Origin of the sequence: Coprothermobacter platensis DSM 11748, from assembly GCF_000378005.1 — a bacterium.
GTDB classification, from domain to species: Bacteria; Coprothermobacterota; Coprothermobacteria; order Coprothermobacterales; family Coprothermobacteraceae; genus Coprothermobacter; species Coprothermobacter platensis.
This window is the reverse complement of the sequence record NZ_KB899040.1, coordinates 471190-491957: the sequence shown is the minus strand read 5'-3', so window position 1 is coordinate 491957 and position 20768 is coordinate 471190. Positions and strand designations below refer to the sequence as shown.

Here is a 20768-nt window from a genome sequence, read left to right as displayed (position 1 = left end):
ATCACCTACCTATCGAGCTTTATGCCGAGAGCTCTTTCAACGAACTTTTTTGCAGAGCTCACATCAACGCCCTGCTTTGGGTCCAGTACTACTGGTATGAACTTAGCAGGGTATTTCTCCTCTAATTGCGTAAGTGTTTCCACATCGCATGCGATTCCGTCTGTCACAAGTACTACTGTATCATTTGAACGAGAAACAAAGGCATCAATTTGTTCGGATCTCATAACATTTATGCCTGAAAAACTCAGGAAGTCGTATAATCCGCCATTGCCGCAGGCAATTATCTCTGCCATGATTTTTGTCTACTCCGTTCTAAGCAAGGCTAAGCTTAGCCCTGCCACAGTTTGAAATCTCAATTCAATATATCGAAGAACCCCTGCCAAGAAAGAACCAGAATAATACTCTTGTTCGAGATATTTTAGCCATTCTACTCGCCAATCAACGGGTGACTCATTCGCCGTTTGTTTAGTGTTCTTCGATCTAATAAACAGCTCAGACAACACATTACCGAAAGGCATTTTCCTAAGAAGCTCCTCATCGAATTCTGTTCCCTTAAATCGTGCTTCATAGAATGCCTTTACAATGTCATAGCCATCTTCCTCCAGGTACATAGAAAGTTCGTCAAGCTCCGACAAAAAATTTTCCCAAAGTACTTCCATAGCCCGGCGTGCGGATTTCCCTGATATCTGTTCTTTAAGCGCATTGCTCAAAGGTATTTGCCTGATCCAAAATGGATCCGTTTGCAACTTCTTCAATGTGTCTAAAGGCACAGTTAAATCTTGCCTTGAGGCAACTAAAGCAGAGATATCAGCCAAACCCTTCATGCCAACATCTTTCCTATCTGATCGTAGATATCGTGAGAATACGTTTCCAAGACTGCGTTTGCTACGACACTGGGCGACAAATCATACGTAGTGTTGCCCTTTCTTGCTTTTACGCCTGTGTCGCTAGCACTCCATCGTATTCCTTTTTTAGAAAACGCGTCTCCAAGTGCAAGGTAATCTTTACCTATGAACCATTCGTCAGCATCAGGTAACTTATTCATGAGCCAATCAGCATATAAGTCGGCATACGTTTTATCTATCAATTTCTTTTCGATGTCCACGCGTAGTTGTTCCACGATTTTAGAAATCGTCAGTTCTCTTGCAAGACGCTTTTCATATTCAATTTGTCTTTCCCAACGTTCATTTTCAACAGATAACGCTCTTTCTTTCTCTTGCGATAGTGAACTACGCAACTCATCCATTTTTTTAGCATACTCATCGCGAAGCTTCTCAATTTCTTTTTCAGCAGCAGCTATGATATCGCCTGCCTGCCGCTTCGCTTCCTCGAAGATAACTGCTTTCAATTTATCTTCGTTCACTAAAGGTTCACTCCTCCGAGAAGCAATATGCTTGCAAGCAAAGACAAAATAGCATAAGTTTCTACCAATGCAGGTATGATAACGGCTCTACCAAAAGAATCGGGTTGTTTTGCAACCATTGATGCGGCTCCAGAAGAAGCTACGCCCTGCCAATAAGCGCTAATCAACTCGCCTAACATAACAGGTAGTAACGCGCCTATGAGTTGCACGCCCTGAGCAATAGAAATCGACTGAGCAGCATTTATTCGTCCGAGTGCGAGGAACATAGCGATGAATCCATAAAAGCCCTGCGTTCCAGGTAGAGCCTGTAGCACAAGCATTTGTCCGAATAGATTAGGCTTCTCTGACAACACCGCACTTGTAGCCTTTCCAGCTAAGCCAACTCCCCAAGCAGAACCAACAGCACTAAGTGCAGCCGTTAATCCAGCACCAATCAAAGCCACCGACGTCCCATCAATGATCATTCGTAATCTACCTCCTTAAACTCATAATACCGTCCTGTTCTCCTAAGTGGTTTAAATGACTCACCGTTGCCCTCATAGAACCGTCCATACATTTCAAGGAATAACAAACGTATACTGTGTACAAACGCTCCCAAGGCGGATATGGCAAAATTGAAAACCTGGAAAAGAACAAACATCAACGCACCAGCAACCATACCCACGATACCACTCTTCATAACGCTGAAAGAAAGGGTATTGAAGACTTGACCCATAAGTGCTCCCGTTAAGTTCAGCGCCATTAGACGAGAATAAGATAATGCATCTCCCAAGAACGAGGCTACACCGTAAGGGCTGATTATTCCATAAAGGCCGATCAGGCCCATCCCAATACGCGCAATCCAATTCTTTGAAGCTCGACCTTGGAAAAGTAGAAGATTCACGGCAAAAAAGATAGCAGTGTATTCTGCCATTGTTCCACCGCCCAGTAAGAGCCAAATGAGAGAGCTTAAGAGGCCCCACCAGCAAAACACATCTGACCAAAATCCCAGGTAATCTTTGTGCTTAAGCATCCACCAGCCTTTTATTCCCATGGCATAAAACTGTGCCCCGACACCGATAGCAAGTGAAATTACTAACATTGTGTTGACATCGTTCGAATTCAAGGGATAAAACAGTCCTAAAGCTTTCCCATTTATAAGAAACGGTTGAGTAGAAAACCAACTCCATGTCACTGTGCCCACCGCCATTGTGGCAATGCCTATATTCAAACCTAATTTAGATAATTGCTTCATACTTTTTAACTTTCTCAAACCGTACAAACTCGCTAATGTGATAATCAGACCAAAACCAGCATCGCCAAGCATAAAGGCAAAAAAGAAGTTCCACCATAAAGCCACTAACGGCGTGGGATCATAAGTACTGTAAAGCGGAGGTCCATACATAAGAACGATGGACTCATATGGTTTGAAAAATGAAGAATTCACCAATTTCGTAGGGAAGGTTTCTTGTTCCTCTTGAGGAAGTTCCACGGCTGTCCCACCAAGCATTTCTACTTCATGTAAAACACTATTATACAGTTTTCGAGGGACATAACCCACAACAATGCCGAGGAAATTTGTGTCCACGGAACCCTTTATTAATCGTGCATAGTCCAAAGATACAGTGTAATAGTCAAACGCACGTTTTATTTGAGAGGCATTTTCTTCCAGCAAGCTACCGAGCTGATCTTGAACTTCTCGCAATTCCTCTTCCAGCGTATTACGTTGGTTATTCAAGTCTTTTAGAAGAGCGTTGATATCAGTAAGCAATGCTTGATCAAGCATGTAATCGCGGAGCATATTCAGAAGTTCATCATCGCCCTTGTAAACAACAGCGATAACACCATTGTCTCCTTCAAACCAGGCAGCATTAGAGTTTTCAAGCAACTTTAGAACATTCTTATTTTTCTTAAGCAAAACAGCTGTCAGCCATTGCCAATCGTTCAACTTGTCCCATGGAGCGCTAACCCATGCAAATGGTTCAAATGAGCTTAGCTGTCGTTTAATCGTTTCAATAGCACTCAAAAACTGCTGCTCTTTATCCAAAAGCTCTTCAATATGGGATAAAATCGGACCAATTTCAATATATCCAGAGGAAATTTCTTCCTTTTCTGAAAGAATAGATGTCCCGTAAATTTGTGGTTTACGTTTCACCGCAACGTTAACTACATGTTCCAACCGCTCCTTAAGCGAAGCAAAATCACCGAGGACAGAACCGTTTAAATCGAGAGGATGAAAGTCAGACACTTCAAATAGATATTTCCGTAGTGCTCCCACATTACTCTTGGGAACACAAAAACCTACTTTCATTAATTCAGCTATAGCCAAATGATCACACCCTTAGAAATTCATTGAGCAGCTCATCTGCCATATTTTCGGTATTCTTGCTTATTTTATTAGCCGATTCACTGAGTTTTAGATTATAGGATTGAACTTGTTCTTTTTTTACAGACTCCCAGTGTTCGCTATTGGCAGCCAATGTTTTTTCAATATCCTTACGAAGTTCTTTTTCAACGGAATCAAGTTTTTCTTGCAATTCGCTACGTGCATTTTCAACACGCTGCCGTGCCTGTGTAGCAGCATCATCGACAATGCGTGTAGCTTCTTGTTCAAAAGCATTTATTTTTTCAAAAAAGTCTTCCACAGCCTCACCTCCTCAATAGAATCCACATACATTATAATAGTGACATTAACACTATTTGAGGATTTCAATAAATTCCAACTCTGGATCAGCAGTGCCTTGAACCTCAGCACCCTCTTCTTTTCTTTTAATAATGTACTCGTAACTTTCTTCAGTAATACGTTCGCCTGGCGCAATTATAGGTATTCCTGGCGGATACAGTACCACAGATTCTGCACTCACCGCTCCCACAGAATCTTTGAATGCTACAGTTTTCTTCTCACCAAAGAATGCTTCACGTGGTGTCAGAACTACATCAGGCAATTCTGGGAACGTATGCACCGCTGCAGTTTCCAGAGGTTGTAGTTTACCATAGTAGTTTTCTGACAAGCTCTTCATTGCTTTTATGAGCTTATCTGCATTGTCATAATCGTCGCCGATGGTTACAAAAGCCAATATATTATTAGGATCTGAAAGTTCTACTTCCACACCCAATTCATCGTTCAACAATTGTTCTACTTTATATCCAGTGAGCCCTAAACCAAGAACGTTAATAGTTATCTTGGTCAGGTCCACATCAAAGATGCCATAACGTCCTATCCGTTCCCTACCAAAGCACTGAAGACCTGGTATGGCATTTATGGAAGTACGCAAATACTGCGCAACCTCCAACGCTGCACTTAGCAGTTGACTTCCTTCAGTTGCCATTTGCATACGAGCCACATCTAAACTTGCCAAAAGTACGTAGTTAGGAGAACTGCTCTGCAAAGTTCTTAATGATGCTTTCAGAAGGTCCTCATCTATTCTATTGCCATTAATATGCATCCAAGAGCTCTGCGTCATGGATGAAAGTGTCTTGTGCGTTGATTCGACAACGATATCCGCACCCGCATCCACAGCAGAAAGAGGCAAAGCCTGGTGGAAATGGAAATGGGCTCCGTGAGCTTCATCAACAATGATAGGTAAATTATGCTCGTGTACGATGTCCACCAGTTCACTGATATTACCGGATATGCCGTAGTAATTGGGATTTGTTAAGAAAACACCATCAACATCGTTTTTCTCCAAATACTCTTTAAGAACTTCTGGAGAAACGCTTGTGGTAATACCTAATTCAGGGTCAACATTAACAGGGAGGTAGACAGGGATAGAACCATTTAAGATGAGACCACCTACTACAGAGCGATGGCTATTTCTTGCTATAAGTATCTTCTTACCTGGCCCGCCTACAGTCATCAGAGCAGCCTCGTTGCCCACAGTGCTGCCATTTACCAGAAAAAACGACTCCTTGGCTCCATAAGCATCTGCAAGAAGATCCATGGCCTCTCTAAGAATACCTGTGGGTTTATGGAGGTAATCAACCCCTTGTACTTCTGTTAAGTCCAGAAGAAAAACATTTTCACCTAAAAATGCCTTGAAATCCGGATGAATGCCTCGGCCTCGTTTATGCCCTGGCATATGAAAACTTGCACGATGTTTCGCAATATAGGCCAAAAGGCCACTGTAATAAGGGGTTCTGTATTGATCATTCATTCCCTCGTGTTTCCTCCCTTTTGAATGGTCGGGGCGGGCGGATTCGAACCGCCGACTCCCTGGTCCCGAACCAGGTGCGCTACCAAGCTGCGCTACGCCCCGCTCTAACTGTCATCATGTGTTTGCCATAGGCAATTATATCATGCGCATTGTTTCTTCGTCACCAGGGCCGAAGGAGATCCATTGGATTTTTGCTCCCACTGTGTTTTCTATTTTATCCATAAAAGAAATCAGATTCTTGTCTGGAGAACCATCATGTGTGGGGCTATCCCACCCACTCACCCATTCCACAACTGGTCGAACTTGTTTTAAAGCTGTTTCATCAAAGTCAAACCATTCATCATAGCGTTTTCCGTTGCTTTCATAAGCTGTTACCAGACCCACATCACTTAATCCCGAGAGGACGTCTACTTTGGTCAGGAATATCTTGTTACAACCAGAAATTTTACAGGCGTACTTGAGTGCCACTAAGTCCAGCCATCCCACCCTGCGCGGTCTCCCTGTAGTGGTGCCAAATTCTGCTCCCTGTTTCCTTATAAAATCTGCCATCTCACCATCAAGTTCCGAAGGAAAAGCGCCATTACCCACGCGCGTGGTATATGCCTTGGTAACACCGATAATGTCATCCAAGTCTTTTCCGTTAAAGCCAGAACCTACGTGAATTCCATCTGTAAATGTTGGGCTCGATGTCACAAACGGGTAAGTACCGAAATCCAAATCAAGAAGGACTCCCTGCGCAGCCTCAAAAAGTATATGCTTGCCTTCGAGCAAACATTCATGCAAAGTTCTATAGTCATCACCTACAAAAGGTTCAAGGATGCTCCTCCAGTGTTCTATATCTGGTTCCTGCCATTCCACGCCAAGGTTTTCGACAAGTTTCTTTGCATCGTTGAGTTTCGTTAGCAAATCCTCTTCAAACAGATCGCCTACGCGAATACCAAACCGTAATGCCTTAAAACCGTATGCTGGTCCTATACCTCTGCCTGTCGTGCCAACTTTTCCGTTCTTTAAACTTTCGAGATGTTGGTCAAGAAGCTTGTACGACGGCAAAATAAGATGTGCCCGTTTAGAAATAATCAATTTCGGTGTGCCATTTAGCTGCGTCAACTCTTGTTCCAAAGATTCTGGATTCAGTACGACTCCGCTTCCTATAATCCCGAGGCAACCGTGCAGAACACCGCTAGGAATCTGGTGAAACTTATATGTTTGTCCCTGGTGAACCACGGTATGGCCTGCATTATCACCACCATTAAAGCGAGCTATAACATCATAATTGGGCGAAATGTAATCCACAGCCTTGCCTTTTCCTTCGTCACCCCATTGTAGCCCAAATACCAAATCGGCACTCACAAGCATCTCTCCTTTATTGCGTCTCCGACTACGAGACCAGCCATCGCCGCTTGGAATAATCCTCTTGTTATACCTGCACCGTCTCCTACCATGAACAAGTTTTGCACTTCTGACTCCAACGTATTTGTAAGTTCGGGTCTCATTGAGTAAAACTTAACTTCTACTCCATAAAGTAATGTGTCTCTGCTGCCCACACCTGGGGCGAACTTATCCAATAACTGCAAAAACTCTATTATGCTTTCTAGGTCACGACGTGGTAGAACAGCGTTCAAATCCCCAGGAACCGAGTCCTTAAGAGAAGGTGTAACAATACTTCTTTTAATCCTTTCAGGGGTGGATCTATGCCCATTCAACAAATCGCCAAAACGCTGCACGATGATACCACCACTGAGCAAATTTGCTAATTTTGCTATGTGCTTGCCGTATGCTACAGGATCTTTGAACGGTTCGGTAAAATAAGTACTTACCAAAACAGCGAAATTCGTATTGGGCAAGAATTTTTCCTTGTAAGAATGCCCGTTCACCGTGATTACATCATCCAGATGCTCTTTAACCACTTCTCCACCTGGGTTCATACAAAATGTTCGAACTTTATCTTCAAAAGCGTGAGAGTAGTATTCCAGCTTAACTTCATAAAGAACATCGGTCATGGGTAATAGAACTTCAGCAGGAACCTCAACCCTGACACCCAAATCTACGGGATTAGTGCCAAAACTCAAATGTAATTGATTTACCCACCTTGTAACATCGTCAGCACCAGAACGTCCTACGGCCACCACCACGTAATCAGATTCTAAGGAATCGCCATCCTTAATCTTCACTCCCGTTACATGGTTATTCTCTGTAATGATAGCCTCGACTTCACTGTTAAAAAGCACCTTAACGCCTCTATCTGAGAGTGTTCTATACATATTGGAAAGTACTTCTTTAGTTTTGTCTGTACCCAAATGGATAATAGGAAATGTTACAAGTTTCATCCCTAATAGACGAGCTTTTTTGCTCCAGTCAGCAACCTGCGGGTCTTGTGAGACGTTGTCCAAGTTGCGTGGAGAACCATGGTCGAAATAGTACTGCAAAACTTCTGGAACAAGAGAAGAAAAACGCTCTTCACCCAACAAATCAACTAAGAAGCCGCCCACATCACCCGTTATGTTCAGCTTACCGTCACTGTAAGCGCCTGCTCCTCCCCATCCGCTGATCATGGAACATGGCTCACAATTTATGCACTTCCCCGTGATAAGCAAAGGACAATTGCGTTTATCTATGGGTTTGCCTTTTTCAATTATGGTTATATTTTCTCCAGGGATAAACTCTGAAAGGCGCAAACCGCAGAAAATACCAGCAGGCCCAGCTCCTACTATAATGACACGCTTATTCATGAGCGCTCGCTTTCCGCTTTTACACCCTGGAGCAACGCTTTGAGTGAATCACGCATGATTTTTTTCGCCATGGGGCCCAAAAAGTCACGCAGTGCCGGCATAGCCAGTTCGAAGTCCACATCGAGATGAACCTTCGTGGTTCCATCAGCCTGAGGTTCTACTAACCATTTCCCTTCGAACTTTTTCATAGCACCTTCTACAAGTTTGTATTCTATACGTCTATCATCATCAAAGAAGGTGTCACGTTCTGTCCATTGCAGCGTAAACGTCTGAACCTTGGAAACCCATTTGGTTATGGTGTAATTTGGTCCACTCTCTAAAACGGTAACTTCTTTCAGCGACGGTATGAATTCTGCATACCGTCCCATGTCTTTTACGATGTCATAAACCTTATCAGCAGGTGCATTGACTATAATCTCTTCTTCAACTAACATCTTGTCTACACCTCCAAATCCTTGGCAAGATCCTGAAGTTTTACCAAGGCATTGCTAAATGCGTTTGCGATCCACTCAACTTCTTCATCACCGATTATTAAGGGAGGTTCTATACGTATGACGCGCGGATTATTCAAAGCGTAAGCCACCAGTGTCTTTTCCTCAAGCATAAAGCCCATCATGGGCAAACCATAACCCTCCTGAGCCATTTCAATGCCTATAAGAAGTCCACGCCCTCTAACTTCTTTAATTAGATTTGGATATTTCTCTGCTTCACTCTTCAATGCATTTATCAGTTTTGTTCCCATAGTGTAAGCATTGTCCCAAATGTGCTTGTCCAGTATTTCTTGAACAGATGCTATACCAGCACTGGTTGCTAAAGGGTTTCCCCCAAATGTACTCTCATGTATTAAGGGGTTATCAATAAAACCTTGCCATGCTTTTTCATTGGCACCTACTGCACCTATGGGAACTACGCCACCACCAAGCGCCTTACCTAAACACACGATGTCCGCTCGAACATCTTCCCATTCTTCTGCCAATAATTTACCTGTCCTGCCCATACCAGTTTGAATTTCGTCTAAGATGAGGAAGCAGCCAGCGTCGTCACAAGCCTTCCTTACAGCTCTTAAGTAACCGTCAGGTGGAACGTTTACACCGCCTTCACCTTGTATGGGTTCCAATATAACTGCTGCTACGTTTTCATCTAAAGCATTTCGCAGCGCTTCAATATCTCCGTATTGAACGATCTTCACACCAGGTAGGAGCGGTTTAAACGGCTCTTTGTAAAAATCTCTGCCAGAAACAGACAACGCACCATAGGTGATACCATGATAGCCATTTGTCATCCCAATGAGCGTTTGCTTGCCACTGGTCAAACGAGCTAGTTTTAATGCTGTTTCCACAGCCTCAGAACCAGAATTTAAGAACATGAAATACTCATAACCAGTAGCCTTTGAAAGAACATAACCTAATTCAGCTTCAGAAGGAGAGACAAAAATTTTAGAGGCCATGGGCATCCTATCAAGTGTTTCTTTGACTCGCTGAATAACTTTTGGTGGTCTGTGTCCCAAACCAAAGACACCGTAACCTCCAACAGCATCCAGGTACTTATTTCCGTCCATGTCCCACACATAAGAACCTTCGGCTCTGTCATCAACTGCCGCTAATCCACCAAGTTGAAGTAAATCAGCCAAACCTGGATTTATGTGATCATGATAATTTTGGATTATTTCATCAGAATTCAAGGGGTAGCCACCTCCAAGAAACAAAAATTGGTCGGGGCGGGCGGACTCGAACCGCCGACCACTCGCACCCCAAACGAGTGCGCTACCACTGCGCTACGCCCCGCAGCTGTTATTATATCACAGTGCTGATCGCTCCAAAGCTTGTGCAATCAAGCCCTGGAACAACGGATGAGGCGCCATAGGCCTCGACTTGAACTCTGGGTGAAACTGTACCCCCACAAAAAATGGATGGTCCTTCAATTCCAGTATCTCCACGAGGTTTTTTGGTTCAAAAATGCCTGAAACAATGAAACCGTTCTCTTCGAACTTTTGTTTAAAAAGATTGTTAAACTCGAAACGATGTCTATGCCTCTCAAAAACTACTGGTTTCTTGTACATTTCTTGCGCTTTCGTTCCTTCTATTAGCGTGCAAGGATAAGCTCCCAGACGCATGCTCGCACCCATATTCTCGATTTGAGATTGTTCCGGTAACAAACTTATCACAGGATAAGATGTAGCAGGATCAAATTCTGTGCTGTTTGCACCGTCTAATTGCAAAACATTGCGAGCAAATTCTATAGACATGACCTGCATACCTAAACAGATACCCAGTGTCGGCAATTTGTTTTCCCGTGCATATTGAAGCACTTTGATCATGCCTTCAATGCCTCTTCCGCCAAATCCTCCTGGTATAACAAGGCCATCAATGCCATCAAATGTTTCTTTGAGAACACTATCACTTGCAGTTTCTAAATTGTCGGAAGAGATTAAGATAACCTCTACTTTTGCACCTTTACTAATAGCAGCATGTTTTATTGCTTCAACTACAGAAATGTATGCGTCAGGCAACGTCACATATTTGCCAACTAACGCTATTGTCAATTTCTTTTCTGTCTTCATACCTACCATGTTGCGCCAAGCACTAATGTCAGCTTCTTTGCTCGTTCCAAAAAGCCTTTGTTCAAGCACTTGCAACAAGTGTTTTTCTTCGAGAAGTAAAGGTACTTCATAAACAGAGTGCAAATCATAGCTGTTGATTACCCCATCTAAGGGAACATCGCAGAACAAAGCAGTTTTTTCAAGAACATGCTCTTCCAGAGGCAAATGCGAACGAAGTATGATCGCATCAGGTTGAAGACCTATGGAACGCAGCTCCTTTACACTATGCTGCGTGGGCTTCGTTTTAGCTTCTTGCGTTGTATCCAGTATGGGCACATAGGTAACATGTACTACGGCACTACCATTAGGCCCTAATTCTCTGCGTAGTTGCCTGACCGCTTCCAAAAACGGTAAACTCTCGATATCACCTACTGTCCCGCCGATCTCAACCACCGCTAGATCTGAGCCTTGCGCACCATACAAAATACTCTCCTTTATGGCATCAGTGACATGTGGAATGACCTGAACAGTGGAACCAAGGTAGTCACCCTTTCTTTCTTTAGCAATAACATGAGAGTAGATTTTGCCAGAAGTAATATTGTTTTTACCAGACAAATTCTCATCCAAGAAACGTTCATAATGGCCCAAGTCTAAATCAGTTTCAGCGCCATCCTCCGTTACAAACACTTCCCCATGTTGAAACGGGCTCATGGTGCCCGCATCCACGTTTAGGTAAGGATCCATCTTCACTGCCGTTACTTTGTAGCCACGTGCCTTAAACAACATCCCTATTGAAGCTGCAGCAATTCCCTTCCCTACAGAACTTAATACACCGCCAGTAACAAACACAAATTTGGTATCCATATACGCCCCCTTTTTACATATGCTCCAGTTTCTCTATACCGAGTATATCGAAGAGTTCTTCCATAACCTCCACAAAGCGTTCAGTTAAAAGCCATCGGCTGTTTTCATACTCACAGCCAACAACTCTATCAAATTGATAAAACTTGTGGAAAGCATCGGATAAATCCCAAGCATAGCTTTCCAGGACAAAAGGATCCATTTTCCTAACAGTCTGTGCTATACGATCCTCATAGGCGTTTAATAAACGAAGAAGCGTACGCTCGTACGTATCAAAACCTTTAGCGTCCCCATACTGCCGTTCTTGTTCTTTCATCAATATATTCCTGGCTCTAACGTAGGCATACTGGATGTAGTAAACAGGGTTGTCCATAGCTTTTTGCTTCGCAACATCGATATCGAAATCCAATGTGGCGTCTACAGATCTACTGACAAACATAATACGTGCAGCGTCTTTACCAATTTCTTCTATGAGCTCATCCAAACTGAGGAACTCGCCTTTTCTCTTTGACATTGCAACAGCTACCCCTTGACGCCAGAATCTAACTGTTTGCACCAAAACCACATTCAGGCGATTTTCAAAACCCAATGCGGTTAGAGCACTGTTCATGCGTGAGAGATGCCCTATGTGGTCAGCTCCCCACACGTCCACCAAGACATCATAACCACGGCTGATTTTTTCAAGGTGGTAGGCAATATCAACCAAGTAATATGTGTATTCCCCGTTGCTCTTCACTAAAACCCTGTCTTTATCATCACCAAATGCGGTTGACTTGAACCACAGTGCATCCTCTTGTTCGTAAGTTAGATGCTTTTCTCCAAGCAACTCCAGAACTTTTTCAGGCCATTTTTCCGCTCTAATGCGACGCTCACTTGTCCAGATGTTCATCATCACACCAAGCTTGTCCAAGGTTGCTTTGTGCCATTCTTCCATCATACTTACAGCGCCGTTCCACAATACGTTCCATTTTTGCTCTTCATTCAAATGATCCCAGTCATACGTTCCAAGTACCTTTTTCGCTATGTCTACTACGTAATCTCCATGATAACTATCTTCGGGTAGTTCAACTTGCTCTCCCTTGAGTTGTCTTATCCGCACTTCGACACTGTTACAGAATTTTCTGATTTGCTCTCCGGCATCGTTTATGTAAAACTCAGAATCGGCTTTGTCATAAACGCGTGAAAGTACATTAGTAAGAATGGAGCCAACTACGGCTCCCCTTCCGTGTCCAATGTGTACAGGACCCGTAGGATTAGCAGACACGAATTCTACCAACGCATTGCCTGTAATGTGGGGATAAGAAACAAATGCTTCATTAAGACGACTCAACCACCAATCGTCACTCATCCGAATATTGACAAAACCTTTTACGTAGTGAGCTTCAAAAGGACCATGCATGTTCTCTGCTATCTGTTCAGCTATTTTATCCGGCGCCATTTTCAGCTTCTTAGCCAAAACAAATCCCACAGGAACAGCATATTCGCCCATGCCAATATCAGGCGTAAGCTGCAAATCAAATGAGGGAATATCGTCTTTCGAGGTTATGTTGAACTGCTTTTCAATAGTTTCGTAAATTATCGATTTCAAGTCCATCACATCACGCTCCTACACAACAAAATCAATTATATATGCCAATAGTTGTTAAAAAGGATTAAACAGATTTTGTCCGAATTACATATGGAGCCGGCGCCCAGACTTGAACTGGGAACCTGCTGATTACGAATCAGCTGCTCTGCCGTTGAGCTACGCCGGCCCATCATCGTGGAGGGGGAAAGAAAAACAATGGAGCGGGAGACGGGATTCGAACCCGCGACCCTTTGCATGGCAAGCAAATGCTCTACCACTGAGCTACTCCCGCACCTTGGTGGGCGGTAGAGGACTCGGACCTCCGACCTCTTGTGTGTGAAACAAGCGCTCTACCACTGAGCTAACCGCCCTTCAACTTTACTTATTTTAGCCCAGAGGCCTTACGCTTGTCAAGGTCCAACTTCAACCAACCAAATAAATTATACACATAACATATGCCACTTGACAATACTTGCTACCCTTTTGGCTCATGCACCCTAACGATTAGGCGCCCAGATAAGCAGCTCTTACGTGCTCATTGACAGCAATCTGCGAAGGTTCACCCTGCAGCGTAATTTCTCCGAGTTCCATTACAAAAGCTTTAGACGCTATTCTCAAAGCTGCAAAAGCGTTTTGCTCCACTAGTAGTACCGTGGTTCCTCTTTGGTTTATCTGCTTTATGGCACCCATTATCTGCTGAACCAATACAGGAGAAAGGCCTAAAGATGGCTCATCCAGCAATAATACTTTAGGCTTAGCTACTATTCCTCGGGCAATTGCAAGCATCTGCTGTTCTCCACCGCTCAACGTTCCTGCCGATTGTTTAAACCGCTCGTTAAGTATGGGGAATAACGTAAAAACAAAATCCAGTTCTGATTTCCAATCTTTTACTGCATATCCAGCCATCTGAAGGTTTTCATAGACGGTCAGGTTTGGGAAAATTCGTCTCCCTTCGGGCACAAGTACCATACCTTTTCTTACTTTCACATGAGTAGGCGTTCTTGTTACATCTTGGCCATCGAAGAAGACCTTCCCTTCGGCTACGGGAACCATGCCAACAATGGCATTTAGAGTAGATGACTTTCCAGCGCCATTGGCACCGATTATCGCCGCCAAATCGCCGTCATCAATTTTTACGCTGATACCGCGCACAGCCGTAATACCGCCATAGCGAACGAATAAGGAATCAAGCTCAAGCATTTGTGCTCACCTCCTGACCAAGATAAGCCGAAATAACTTGTGGATTATTCTTGACTACGTCAGGAGTGCCTTCAGCAATTTTTACCCCAAAGTCCATCACTGCGACTTCTTCGCAAATACCCATAACCAAATCCATGTGGTGCTCGATAACAAAAATGGTAATGCCTAAATTATCCCTAATAGATTTTATATAGCGCCCTAATTCCATGGTCTCAGTTGGGTTCATCCCGGCTGCTGGTTCATCCAATAGAAGTAACTTTGGCTTTAATGCTAACGCTCGAGCGATTTCCAACTCTCGCTGTTTACCATAAGGCAGTTGTGACGCAATCTTGCTTCGTTCCTCGAGCAAACCAATTCCCCCTAATAGCTCATCAGATACTTTTATTATTTCTTCTTCACGCTGCCGGAATTTTTTCGTAGCATGTGTGCCAGCATCCAATAATCCGTATTCAGCAGCTTCATGGAGTGCAATACGCACATTATCTAAGACTGTCAATTGCTTAAAAACTCTTATGTTTTGAAATGTTCTGCATATGCCTTTACGTGTGATCCACCATGTGGGTTTACCTTCTATGGGTTCACCTAAAAAGCGTATTTCCCCACTATCTGGTTTATAAAAACCTGTTATGGTATTGAATACCGTTGTTTTGCCAGCGCCATTTGGCCCTATAAGGCCGAATATCTGCCCCTCTTCGATAGTGAACGATACATCATTTACTGCTTTTAGTCCACCAAAAGAAACGATAACATTATTGAACTCAAGGACAGGCTTCATTTCTTTTCCAGCTCCTTACCCTTAAGAATGGCAAATTCTTTTCCACCCATAATGCCCTTAGGAGCATAAAGCATGATAACTATCAGGATCAGTGCAAAAAACACTATGCGATATTGATCTTGAGCTATGCTGCCGAGTAACGGCACATACATGGCCCAATCTTTCAACAGTCGAAATCCTTCCAGGAATGCCACATACACAAAAGCGCCCACCAGAGAACCTCCCAGCGAACCAAGACCTCCCATAATGACCATGACCATATAATTAAAAGACTGGATAAAGTTGAAAGAGTTTGGCTGTAGAAAACCGCTGTAAATTGCAGATAAACCACCGGCTACGCCCGCAAAAAACGAGCCAATAACAAACGCCCAAATTTTTGATTTCGTGGTATCTATGCCAACAGCCTCTGCAGCGATGTCGTCTTCCCTTACTGCAATCATCGTACGGCCCCAGTTAGAATAGACAATATTTCTCATTATCCAGACACTGATAACGGCAACGCCAAAAAACAGCCACCATTGACGAAAAGAACTTCCTATACCCAAAAGAAAGCCTCTTGCTCCGCCAACAGCTTTTATATTCTGTATCACTACGACAAAGATTTGATCCAGAGCGAGGGTTGCGATACCTAAATAGTCCCCTTTGAGCCTCAGCGTGGGAAGACCGACAACATAGCCCAATGCTGCTGACGCCAAACCACCGGCGATTAATGCTGGGAATAACATCCACCATGATGGAACCTGATTGATAATGTAACCAAAAACGTAAGCACCCACGCCAACAAAGGCAGCTTGTCCCAAAGAAAATTGCCCGGCAATGCCAAATACCAAATTAAGGGAAAGCGCACTTATGGAGAAAAAACATATTTCCATCAGTATGGACAGCACATAAATGGTTATTACTCCGGTACTGTAAAGCACTTGAGGTACGATCAATAAAACTAATATGACCACGATAGTAGTTATTGTATTTTTAGATAACCGCTTCATGGCTTTACACCTTTTCCTTTTCAAATTTGCCAAATAGGCCAGATGGCTTTATAAGTAATACGATGATGAGCAAGCCAAAGGCAGCAGCATCGCGCCACATAGAATATCCAGCTGCTACCATAGCAACTTCTAAAAAAGCAATAAGGTATGCTCCGGCAACAGCTCCATAAATGTTACCGATGCCACCTACCACTGCGGCAATAAAGGCCTTTGTACCGAGCATAATGCCCATAAATGGATCAACCTCAGGATAAACAATGACATAAAGGAGACCGCCGACTCCAGCCAAAGCAGAACCAATAGCAAAAGCCATGGATATGATGTTATCCACGTTTATTCCCATTAAAGGCACAGCAGCATAATCGGAAGATACAGCTCTCATAGCGCGACCCAACTTTGTACTGCGTATGAACCAACCTAAGAATATCATCAAGGCTACCGCTGTTACCAGAATTATTACTTGAGCTGACGAAAACTTTACATTGCCTAAACTATATATGGAAATCGGAATAAAAGAAGGCACAACCTTGGGCATAGACCCCATTACCACGGGCAATGCTACAAAATTCTCCAAAAACAAAGAAACACCTATGGCAGTAATGAGAAGAGATATTTTAGGCGCATTCCTAAGCGGTTTATAAGCCACGCGTTCTATAACAACGCCCAGCAGCATCGTACCAAGAACAGCACACAAAAGCGCGCCCCAAAAACCGAACTTAAATATGGTAACCACATTGAAAACAATGTAGGCACCCACCATAAAAACGTCACCATGAGCAAAATTTATGAACCGGATGATACCGTAAATCATGGTATAACCGAGGGCAATAAGAGCGTACATGGAACCAAGCATTAGTGCATTTATGACCTGTTGCATAGCTCGTTTCACCTCCAATAAGTCCGAGGGCACCACCCGCGAGTGCTACCCTCGGAGCAAGTAATACTTACCTAAGGCCCTACTTTTGTAATAAATTTTGGTTCACCGCTGGTAACTTGCATAACATAAGCGGGTTTCACTGTGTTTCCCAGCGAGTTTATCGATATAGTGCCTGTTCCGACTTTCAGGTCTGTTATGTGAACCATGGCATCAGCGACTTTTTCTCCATCAGTGGTGCCTGCTTTTTCTATGCCTCCCTTTAACAATATGACAGCAGCATCATAAGCCAAAGCACCTATTCCCGATGGTGTTTCTCCGTTGTAGGCAGCCTTCCACTCACTTACCAGAGAGGCTGAACCAGGGTCGTCAGGAGAATAATGAGTTGTAAAGTAAGAACCGCTCAAAACTGTCTTATCTAATGCTGGATCGTCCCAACCATCGCCACCCATGAAAATACCTTTATACCCAAGTTTCCTTGCTTGCCCAGATATGAGGTTCACCTTGGAATAATAATCAGGCAAATAAATCAGTTCCACGCCCGCCTGTATGGCCTTTGTTATCTGTGCTGAAAAATCTTGGTCACTGGATGTGTATGCTTCTTTTATGGGTACTTGACCACCAAGTTTTTCAAAATTTGTAATAAACGCCTGGCCAAGACCAATACTGTAGTCGTTGCCGTTGTCCCAGAACACTGCTGCTTTGCGGATATTTATATTCTGATAAGCGAATTTCGCTCCTACTTCTCCTTGGAATGGGTCGATAAATGTGGCACGGAATGCGCACCACTTGTGGGTACCATCATTATTTGTGGTCACACTTGGATTTGTAGATGTGGGAGAAATGATTGGTACCTTCAAGGAACATGCTTGTTCATGAGCTGGTATGGAACACTTGGATGAAAACGATCCAATAATACCCACTACATGATTCTGGGTGACCAGTTTTTGCACTGCATTTATGGATTGGTTTGGATCATTTTGATCATCTTCCACAAGTAGCTGCACCTTTTTACCCAAAATGCCTCCAGCGTTATTGATGTCCTTGATGGCGAGCTCAACGCCACGCTGATAAGCCTGACCGTACAAAGACTCACTGCCAGTCATAGGTGCAATAAGTCCAATCTTTATGGTATCACTGCTTCCACCTGTGGAACTTCCTCCACCTCCGGAACAACCCATGATGAACAGTGACACCAAAACCATTACTGTTATGACACCCTTTTTGGACCACCTCACGATGAAGCCTCCCTTCGTTTCACACCCAAAAGAATATAGTATATTATACGCGATTTAGTCAAAAATGAACTTTCTCATGAATCATTTTGAGGAAACCAAATAGTGTATAAACAACGATACTTGCGTGATCAGTCAGTACTTAAAGTAAAGTATACGATTTGTCAATAAGTGCATATGTATAATTAAGTGTGCATACGTGCATATATAACGTTGGAGCACCCGGAATATCCCCATTATTTCTAACATTCTCACCACAACACGTAAAAAAAGCAGAGCTAACAGGAGTTAGTTCTGCCTCAACACGTTTATTGCTGAAAGAAGACAACTTAAGTTCCATGTGTACTTCTTTCTTTGAATCTACAAACACATTCTGTATATGTTTTCTACATCCTGTGGCGTTAGTGTTTTGAATCCTTTTAAGACATTCCCCTGACACGCTTTGTTTGCCATTACTTCAAAGTTTTTATCATCTATGCCAAGCTCATGCAAAGTACTGCTGAGCTTCAATGTATGGAAAAAGAAATCACTTAGACGCTTTATGCCTTCCTTTGCTACATCCATTTTCGGTAGTTTGGGATCTACCCCGAAAACATTAACAGCAAACTGATAAAACGGTTCCACATTATCTTCGTCCAGAACATATTCCATCCATCGTGGGGTCAATATAGCTAAGCCCAAGCCATGTGTGATATCGTAAAACGCAGATAGCTCATGTTCTATAGGATGGCAGCTCCATTCATGCCTTTTTCCAGAGCTGATAAATCCGTTAATGGCCCAAGAACTTGTCCACATCAGGTTTGCTCTTGCTTCATAATTTTCAGGTTCTTCCATAGCCATAGGCGCAAACTTAATAACCGTTTTTAAAAGACCTTCCATAACATGATCCAGCATCTCTAAGTCTCTTTCAGGATGAAAGTAAACCTCTATTATGTGTGACATCATATCCACAGAACCACATGCCGTTTGATACGCATTAACCGTATACGTGTTCGTGGGATCGAGAAAAGAAACCTTGGGGACTAGTAACTTTGAACCACGCCCTATCTTTTCATGTGTCTGGGGGTTTGTTATTACACCGCCTCCATCCATTTCAGAACCTGTTCCAGATAGTGTCAAAACGCTGCACACAGGTAAAGCCTTTTCCACTCGAACGTTGTCGGAGAAAAACTTCCAAGGATCAAAATCGACACATGCGCCGGCCGCCATCCATTTCGTAGCATCGATGGTAGAACCGCCGCCTACCGCTAACAGCACATCGATGTTCTCGCGTTTGCAGATTGCAGCTCCTTCCCTCACGGAGTCTATGCGAGGATTGGGTGCTATCCCACCGAGCTCGAACAAGTCAAGCTTGGAGGAACGAATCTCGTTTACAACGTTGTCATATAACCCAGATGTTTTTATAGAACCACCGCCGTATGTGAGAAGTACACGCTGGCCAAAGTGTGAAAGTTCTTGACCTAAACGGTGAAGTTGATTCTTTCCAAAATACACTTTTGTCGGAATTTCGTAAATAAAATCGTTAATCATCAAGTTTACCTCCTTGACTGCTCTGTAAGATGGATATATATGTCAAAAATGATGATAATGAACTTCAGGCTTTATCTCACCCATGTTTCGCTAACAACGTCCATCTTGCAGTTTAATCCAACTACACAGATAGCTACCACGTATTTCTACGAAAAAATTGAAAAGCTTCTTGCTCTCTGTGAAGGAAAATTACGGGAAAACGCGTTTTTGTTCTGATTTCAACCCCTAAACCTAAAAAAATGGCGGAGAGGGAGGGATTCGAACCCTCGATACGACTCGACATCGTATCCCCGCTTAGCAGGCGGGTGCCTTCGGCCACTCGGCCACCTCTCCGCTTTACCTTATAAAGTATATCATGCTTAGCAAATGTTTAGTGCTCAAGTATTAGGTCTACGCGAGAAACTACGAGCCATGCTTCAAACGGTGCAGCATCGTAAATACTGCTGCACGTGGAGCCTGTAGTGAACACATCATCCACCACAATATCAGCTTTGCCTACGGCGGCAAATGAACCTGACAGATTCATCATGCGCGCACGACGTGAAAGAGCCTTCTGCGGAAATGTTTGTCTTATTTTCTTATAAGCAGGTACCACTTCACAACCAGAGACGTCAGCAATACCACCTAAAAGCGAAAACAAATGGTTTCCCACATATGGATATCCTTCGCCGTACCGTGGCACATATGAAATAGTCTTGTCATGAAGAACATCTTTAAAGGTTTCACCAATAACTTGTCCCAGTCGATAACCCAGCGCCACATCCCCGTTAAATTTCCATTGCTTAATCATTGGTTTTGCCTGTGCATAAGGATAAAGGCAATAAACACCGCATTTCTTCGTTTTCCAAAAAACAGGCTCTGGTTTTGGAATCACCCATTCTTCGCTTACCGAATCTACAAAATCGGCATACAACGAAAACGGCAAACACCTGTACAGTCTCACACGTTTAATATAACATAGTAAAGCGATGCT

General features: G+C 43.3%; 20 protein-coding genes and 6 tRNA genes. All 26 read right to left on the bottom strand.

Features of this window, described 5'->3' with window-relative positions; genetic code table 11:
- Positions 1-5: 5 nt before the first annotated feature.
- On the bottom strand, positions 6-293 hold the full coding sequence (locus D890_RS0102680; protein ID WP_018962991.1) for a hypothetical protein: 288 nt from the start codon (positions 291-293) through the stop codon (positions 6-8).
- A gap of 9 nt (positions 294-302) precedes the next feature.
- Positions 303-824 (bottom strand): hypothetical protein, encoded by a 522-nt coding sequence (locus tag D890_RS0102675; RefSeq protein WP_018962990.1) that lies wholly within the window; start codon positions 822-824, stop codon positions 303-305.
- Complete coding sequence (locus tag D890_RS0102670) at positions 821-1363, bottom strand: hypothetical protein (RefSeq protein WP_018962989.1); 543 nt, start codon at positions 1361-1363, stop codon at positions 821-823. The genes D890_RS0102675 and D890_RS0102670 overlap by 4 nt, the downstream gene beginning before the upstream one ends.
- Positions 1363-1827, bottom strand: a complete 465-nt coding sequence (locus D890_RS0102665; RefSeq protein WP_018962988.1) for a V-type ATP synthase subunit K — start codon at positions 1825-1827, stop codon at positions 1363-1365. The genes D890_RS0102670 and D890_RS0102665 overlap by 1 nt, the downstream gene beginning before the upstream one ends.
- Entirely contained in the window at positions 1824-3671 is a 1848-nt protein-coding gene (locus D890_RS0102660; protein ID WP_018962987.1) for a V-type ATP synthase subunit I, read from the bottom strand. Before D890_RS0102660 ends, D890_RS0102665 begins: the two co-directional genes overlap by 4 nt.
- Before the next feature lie 4 nt (positions 3672-3675).
- Positions 3676-3987, bottom strand: a complete 312-nt coding sequence (locus tag D890_RS0102655; RefSeq protein WP_018962986.1) for a hypothetical protein — start codon at positions 3985-3987, stop codon at positions 3676-3678.
- Positions 3988-4038: 51 nt separating this feature from the next.
- Positions 4039-5496 (bottom strand): aminotransferase class I/II-fold pyridoxal phosphate-dependent enzyme, encoded by a 1458-nt coding sequence (locus D890_RS0102650; RefSeq protein ID WP_018962985.1) that lies wholly within the window; start codon positions 5494-5496, stop codon positions 4039-4041.
- Positions 5497-5521: 25 nt separating this feature from the next.
- Positions 5522-5598 (bottom strand) — tRNA-Pro (locus D890_RS0102645).
- A 33-nt stretch (positions 5599-5631) separates the two neighbouring features.
- Positions 5632-6852, bottom strand: a complete 1221-nt coding sequence (locus D890_RS0102640) for an adenylosuccinate synthase (RefSeq protein ID WP_040363478.1) — start codon at positions 6850-6852, stop codon at positions 5632-5634.
- Positions 6843-8225: an NAD(P)/FAD-dependent oxidoreductase gene (locus D890_RS0102635; RefSeq protein ID WP_018962983.1), complete on the bottom strand. Its 1383-nt coding sequence runs from the start codon at positions 8223-8225 to the stop codon at positions 6843-6845. Before D890_RS0102635 ends, D890_RS0102640 begins: the two co-directional genes overlap by 10 nt.
- Positions 8222-8659, bottom strand: coding sequence for a type II toxin-antitoxin system RatA family toxin (locus tag D890_RS0102630; protein WP_018962982.1), 438 nt, complete (start codon positions 8657-8659; stop codon positions 8222-8224). The genes D890_RS0102635 and D890_RS0102630 overlap by 4 nt, the downstream gene beginning before the upstream one ends.
- A 5-nt stretch (positions 8660-8664) precedes the next feature.
- Positions 8665-9906: an aspartate aminotransferase family protein gene (locus D890_RS0102625; protein WP_018962981.1), complete on the bottom strand. Its 1242-nt coding sequence runs from the start codon at positions 9904-9906 to the stop codon at positions 8665-8667.
- Between the two features lie 28 nt (positions 9907-9934).
- Positions 9935-10009 (bottom strand) — tRNA-Pro (locus D890_RS0102620).
- A gap of 14 nt (positions 10010-10023) precedes the next feature.
- A complete protein-coding gene (locus D890_RS0102615; protein WP_018962980.1) occupies positions 10024-11628 on the bottom strand; it encodes a CTP synthase in 1605 nt (534 codons plus the stop codon).
- Between the two features lie 13 nt (positions 11629-11641).
- Positions 11642-13219: an arginine--tRNA ligase gene (gene argS / locus D890_RS0102610; RefSeq protein ID WP_018962979.1), complete on the bottom strand. Its 1578-nt coding sequence runs from the start codon at positions 13217-13219 to the stop codon at positions 11642-11644.
- 85 nt (positions 13220-13304) lie between these two features.
- Positions 13305-13379 (bottom strand) — tRNA-Thr (locus D890_RS0102605).
- Positions 13380-13409: 30 nt separating this feature from the next.
- A tRNA-Gly gene (locus tag D890_RS0102600) sits at positions 13410-13484 on the bottom strand.
- Between the two features lie 4 nt (positions 13485-13488).
- Positions 13489-13563 (bottom strand) — tRNA-Val (locus tag D890_RS0102595).
- A gap of 133 nt (positions 13564-13696) precedes the next feature.
- Positions 13697-14392 (bottom strand): ABC transporter ATP-binding protein, encoded by a 696-nt coding sequence (locus tag D890_RS0102590; RefSeq protein WP_018962978.1) that lies wholly within the window; start codon positions 14390-14392, stop codon positions 13697-13699.
- Positions 14385-15167, bottom strand: a complete 783-nt coding sequence (locus D890_RS0102585; protein ID WP_018962977.1) for an ABC transporter ATP-binding protein — start codon at positions 15165-15167, stop codon at positions 14385-14387. Before D890_RS0102585 ends, D890_RS0102590 begins: the two co-directional genes overlap by 8 nt.
- Positions 15164-16156, bottom strand: coding sequence for a branched-chain amino acid ABC transporter permease (locus tag D890_RS0102580; protein WP_018962976.1), 993 nt, complete (start codon positions 16154-16156; stop codon positions 15164-15166). Before D890_RS0102580 ends, D890_RS0102585 begins: the two co-directional genes overlap by 4 nt.
- Positions 16157-16160: 4 nt before the next feature.
- Entirely contained in the window at positions 16161-17033 is an 873-nt protein-coding gene (locus tag D890_RS0102575) for a branched-chain amino acid ABC transporter permease (protein WP_018962975.1), read from the bottom strand.
- Positions 17034-17104: 71 nt separating this feature from the next.
- Entirely contained in the window at positions 17105-18268 is a 1164-nt protein-coding gene (locus tag D890_RS0102570; RefSeq protein WP_018962974.1) for an ABC transporter substrate-binding protein, read from the bottom strand.
- A gap of 357 nt (positions 18269-18625) precedes the next feature.
- Positions 18626-19792, bottom strand: coding sequence for an iron-containing alcohol dehydrogenase (locus D890_RS0102560; protein ID WP_026291288.1), 1167 nt, complete (start codon positions 19790-19792; stop codon positions 18626-18628).
- 243 nt (positions 19793-20035) lie between these two features.
- Positions 20036-20128: transfer RNA gene (locus D890_RS0102550), tRNA-Ser, on the bottom strand.
- 37 nt (positions 20129-20165) lie between these two features.
- Positions 20166-20738, bottom strand: coding sequence for a ComF family protein (locus tag D890_RS0102545; protein ID WP_245533126.1), 573 nt, complete (start codon positions 20736-20738; stop codon positions 20166-20168).
- Positions 20739-20768 lie beyond the last annotated feature (30 nt).